A 3,878-nucleotide genomic window follows, 5' to 3' on the forward strand; every position below is an offset into this window, starting at 1 on the left:
ACTTCATAGAGAATTGGTATAACCACTAATACGGCCACTGCCAGTCTTGAATTTCTGGCATATCTTCACCGTGTTTACCAATGTAGTGTTTGTGTTCAATGAGCTTGTCTTGCAGATGTTGTTTCACATAAGCGGCTTTATAGCCTAATTTGGGAACACGATCTATTACGTCCATGACTAAATGGAAGCGGTCTAAATCGTTCCGCACAACCATATCAAAGGGGGTGGTGGTAGTTCCTTCTTCTTTGTAACCGCGCACATGGAGGTTGTTATGGTTGGTGTGGCGATAGGTGAGACGATGGATTAACCAAGGATAGCCATGAAAGGCGAAGATGATCGGTTTTTCGGTGGTGAATATAGTGTCAAATTCTTTGGGACTTAAACCGTGGGGATGTTCTGTGTTGGGTTGTAAGGTCATCAAATCCACAACGTTGACTACCCGCACTTTTAAGTCAGGGAAGTTTTGCCGCAATATATCCACAGCTGCTAAGGTTTCTAAGGTGGGGATATCGCCAGCGCAACCCATGACTACATCTGGTTCACCACCTTGGTCATTACTTGCCCATTCCCAAATGCTAATCCCTTTGGTGCAGTGTTTCACGGCTGCATCCATATCGAGATATTGCAATGCTGGTTGTTTTCCGGCGACGATGACGTTAACGTATTGACGGCTTCTTAAGCAATGGTCTGTTACAGATAATAAGGTGTTGGCATCGGGTGGAAGATAGACGCGAATGATTTCAGATTTTTTGTTCACCACATGGTCGATAAAACCAGGGTCTTGGTGAGAAAATCCGTTATGGTCTTGTCGCCAAACGTGGGAAGTCAGTAGATAGTTAAGTGATGCAATCGGTTTACGCCAAGGAATTTCACGGGTAGTTTTCAACCATTTGGCGTGTTGGTTGAACATGGAATCAATGATGTGGATAAATGCTTCGTAGCAAGAGAAGAAACCATGACGACCTGTAAGCAGATATCCTTCTAACCATCCTTGACAGGTGGTTTCGCTGAGGATTTCCATCACCCGACCACTAGGGGAAAGGTGGTCATCTTCGGGGAGGGTTTGAGCTACCCAAGTTCGGTCTGTGACTTCTAATACTGCATTGATGCGATTTGATGCGGTTTCATCCGGGCCAAAGACTCGGAAGTTACGGCTGTCTAGGTTGAGTTGCATCACATCCCGGAGGAATTTCCCTGTAACTTGGGTAGCTTCTGCAACTACTCTACCTGGTTGGGGAACTTCAACAGCGTAGTCTTGGAATTTGGGCATTTTCAAGTCACGCAACAAGATACCGCCGTTAGCGTGGGGATTATCACCCATGCGGCGTTGTCCTGTGGGTGCGAGTTCTGCGAGTTCGGGGATCAGTTTGCCGTTAGCATCAAAGAGTTCTTCGGGTTTGTAACTCTTCATCCAGTCTTCTAGAAGTTGGATGTGCTGCGGTTTCTTAGCTAAATCACCAAAGGGTACTTGATGCGATCGCCAGTAATCTTCTGTCTTTTTCCCGTCTACTTCTTTTGGCCCTGTCCAACCTTTGGGGGTTCTCAGTATAATCATCGGCCATTGCGGACGTTTAGTATAACCATGTACACGGGCTTCTCTTTGGATGCTGTGAATTTCGGCAGTGATTATATCTAAAGTCGCCGCCATCTGTTGATGCACGTCCGCAGGTTCAGAACCTTCCACAAAGTAAGGTTTGTAACCATACCCTATAAATAGGCTTTCTAATTCCTCGTAACTCAACCGCGCCAAAACTGTGGGGTTAGCGATTTTATACCCATTCAAGTGTAGAATCGGTAACACCGCCCCATCTGTAGCAGGGTTGAGAAACTTATTGGAATGCCAACTGGTAGCTAAAGCCCCGGTTTCGGCTTCCCCATCACCAACTACAGCAGCGACAATTAAATCAGGGTTGTCAAACGCTGCACCAAAAGCATGAACCAGCGCATAACCTAGTTCTCCGCCTTCGTGAATAGAACCAGGGGTTTCCGGTGCAACGTGGCTAGGAATACCACCAGGAAAGGAGAATTGTTTAAACAGTTTCTTCATCCCCTCCGCATCTTGGGAAATATTGGGGTAATATTCGCTGTAAGTTCCTTCTAGGTAAGTATTCGCTACCAGTCCCGGCCCGCCATGACCAGGGCCAGCAATGTAAATCATGTTGAGGTCATACTTTTTGATGATCCGATTCAGGTGAACATAAATAAAGTTCAGTCCTGGTGTGGTTCCCCAATGTCCTAACAGTCTGGGTTTAACGTGTTCTAGGGTGAGTGGTTGTTTCAGCAGGGGATTATCTAGTAAATATATCTGCCCGACTGACAAATAGTTAGCTGCCCGCCAGTAGGCGTTCATTTTATGCAATTCTGCATCGGTTAAAGGCTTTGTTTGTGGAGGACTTGCTAAAGTCATATTCAACTCCATTACGTAGTGATTTTGCCGAATTTCTTTTCTATGCCAGTGTAGTTATCTACAGTCTGAAGGTCATCCTACATAAGACAAATTTTCCCAGGTGGCTCTGGAATTATCAGTTTTATTAGCCATTGACTACACTTGCAGTTATTTAAAATACAACTACAAAACTTTGAGTAGTGACCTCTCCGAAAGGTTAACAGAATTCACCTTCAGGCGAGTATTTTTTAACATTGATTTTAGCTATTGTGACGAAAATCGCTGATGCGTTTAATATTTGTCATGAAATAAATATGACTTTTGATAGAAGTTGCTAATGTGGTAAATAAATATGGCGATAAATATAAACTGTTCAGTAGGTCAACATAATTGTAATGATGGGATAGATACCCGACTTCTCAAAGAAGTCGGGTATCTGAGTATTACATCAACCTGGGAAGGCGATCGCTCAAGCAATAAAATGTATGGTAGAAGGCGATCGCTTACTTCACAAACAACCTCCAATCATTCCCGCGAGTAAAATAAACCCAATCCAAACATTCTGACGGAACATCTCACCATAAGCCGGGTTAGGTAATTCCGGTTTAGCTATTTGTATCACCTGCCACAACCAGCCAATAGTCCCAATCACTAAACTCACCCAAAAAGCCAACTTCAGATGAATCGCAAACCCTAACCATCCTAGTAAGGCGATAGTTCCAGCAAAGAAAATACCAATGGCTAGCGGTGCGTAATTTCCGAAAAACAATGCACTAGAATTTACACCTATGCGTCGGTCATCTTCGCGATCGCTCATCGCGTAAACTGTATCAAATCCTAGTGTCCACAGTAAGGTAGCCCCCCACAATAACCAAGTGGGTTGACTAATATCCTGTGTCACCGCACTCCAGCTAATTAACACCGCAAAACCCCAAGCAATTGATAACACTAACTGGGGTACGGGAAAGACTCGCTTCGCGCCGGGATACAAAACAATCACCGGCACAGCCGCTACAGATAACCAAAAACTCAGGCTGTTAAGATAAAAAGCCAATACCGCCGCACAAGCTAACGCCACTATCCCGACGACAATACCGACTTTAACCGATAAAGCACGGGAAGCCAAGGGGCGATCGCGTGTTCTTTCCACCTCTGGATCGATATCTCTATCCCACAAATCATTTACCACACATCCAGCCGCACTTGTGGCGAGTGTACCTAAGACTATCACCCCCACCAAAGGTAAAGGCGGTTTACCAGATGCAGCCAAAAACACCGCCCACAGTGCGGGAATCATCAAAATTAAGCGTCCTTCGGGTTTATGCCACCGCAAAAGCCGGATAATTGTTAGCCAAACTGGTTCTTGGTTAGTTTCTATCATGGGATTGGGGACTGGAAGGGACTGGGGATTGGGGATTGGGGATTGGGGATTGGGGATTGGGGACTGGGGATTGGGGACTGGGGATTGGGGACTGGGGACTGGGGATTGGGG

Annotated in this window: 3 protein-coding genes; 1 reads left to right on the forward strand and 2 read right to left on the reverse strand. The window is 45.5% G+C overall.

The features are described from left to right. Positions 1-25: 25 nt before the first annotated feature. Complete coding sequence (locus tag A3775_RS15160) at positions 26-2,407, reverse strand: phosphoketolase (RefSeq protein ID WP_066425668.1); 2,382 nt, start codon at positions 2,405-2,407, stop codon at positions 26-28. Between the two features lie 331 nt (positions 2,408-2,738). On the opposite strand from A3775_RS15160, the gene A3775_RS24315 reads away from it, so the two are divergent. Next, positions 2,739-2,927 carry a hypothetical protein gene (locus A3775_RS24315; protein ID WP_156481649.1) on the forward strand — a complete coding sequence of 63 codons (189 nt, stop codon included), beginning with the start codon at positions 2,739-2,741 and terminating at the stop codon, positions 2,925-2,927. On the opposite strand, the gene A3775_RS15165 is transcribed toward A3775_RS24315, so the two are convergent. Next, positions 2,895-3,767 (reverse strand): 4-hydroxybenzoate solanesyltransferase, encoded by an 873-nt coding sequence (locus A3775_RS15165; RefSeq protein ID WP_066384422.1) that lies wholly within the window; start codon positions 3,765-3,767, stop codon positions 2,895-2,897. The two genes, A3775_RS24315 and A3775_RS15165, sit on opposite strands and share 33 nt — an antisense overlap. Positions 3,768-3,878: the final 111 nt, after the last annotated feature.

The sequence above is a fragment of the Anabaena sp. 4-3 genome, from assembly GCF_001597745.1.
Lineage (GTDB): Bacteria > Cyanobacteriota > Cyanobacteriia > Cyanobacteriales > Nostocaceae > Trichormus.

Bases quoted from the DNA above. Each gene is read 5' to 3' on its own strand.
- A3775_RS24315 (WP_156481649.1), top strand. From the start codon at position 2,739: ATGGCGATAAATATAAACTGTTCAGTAGGTCAACATAATTGTAATGAT.
- A3775_RS15160 (WP_066425668.1), bottom strand. From the start codon at position 2,407: ATGACTTTAGCAAGTCCTCCACAAACAAAGCCTTTAACCGATGCAGAA.
- A3775_RS15165 (WP_066384422.1), bottom strand. From the start codon at position 3,767: ATGATAGAAACTAACCAAGAACCAGTTTGGCTAACAATTATCCGGCTT.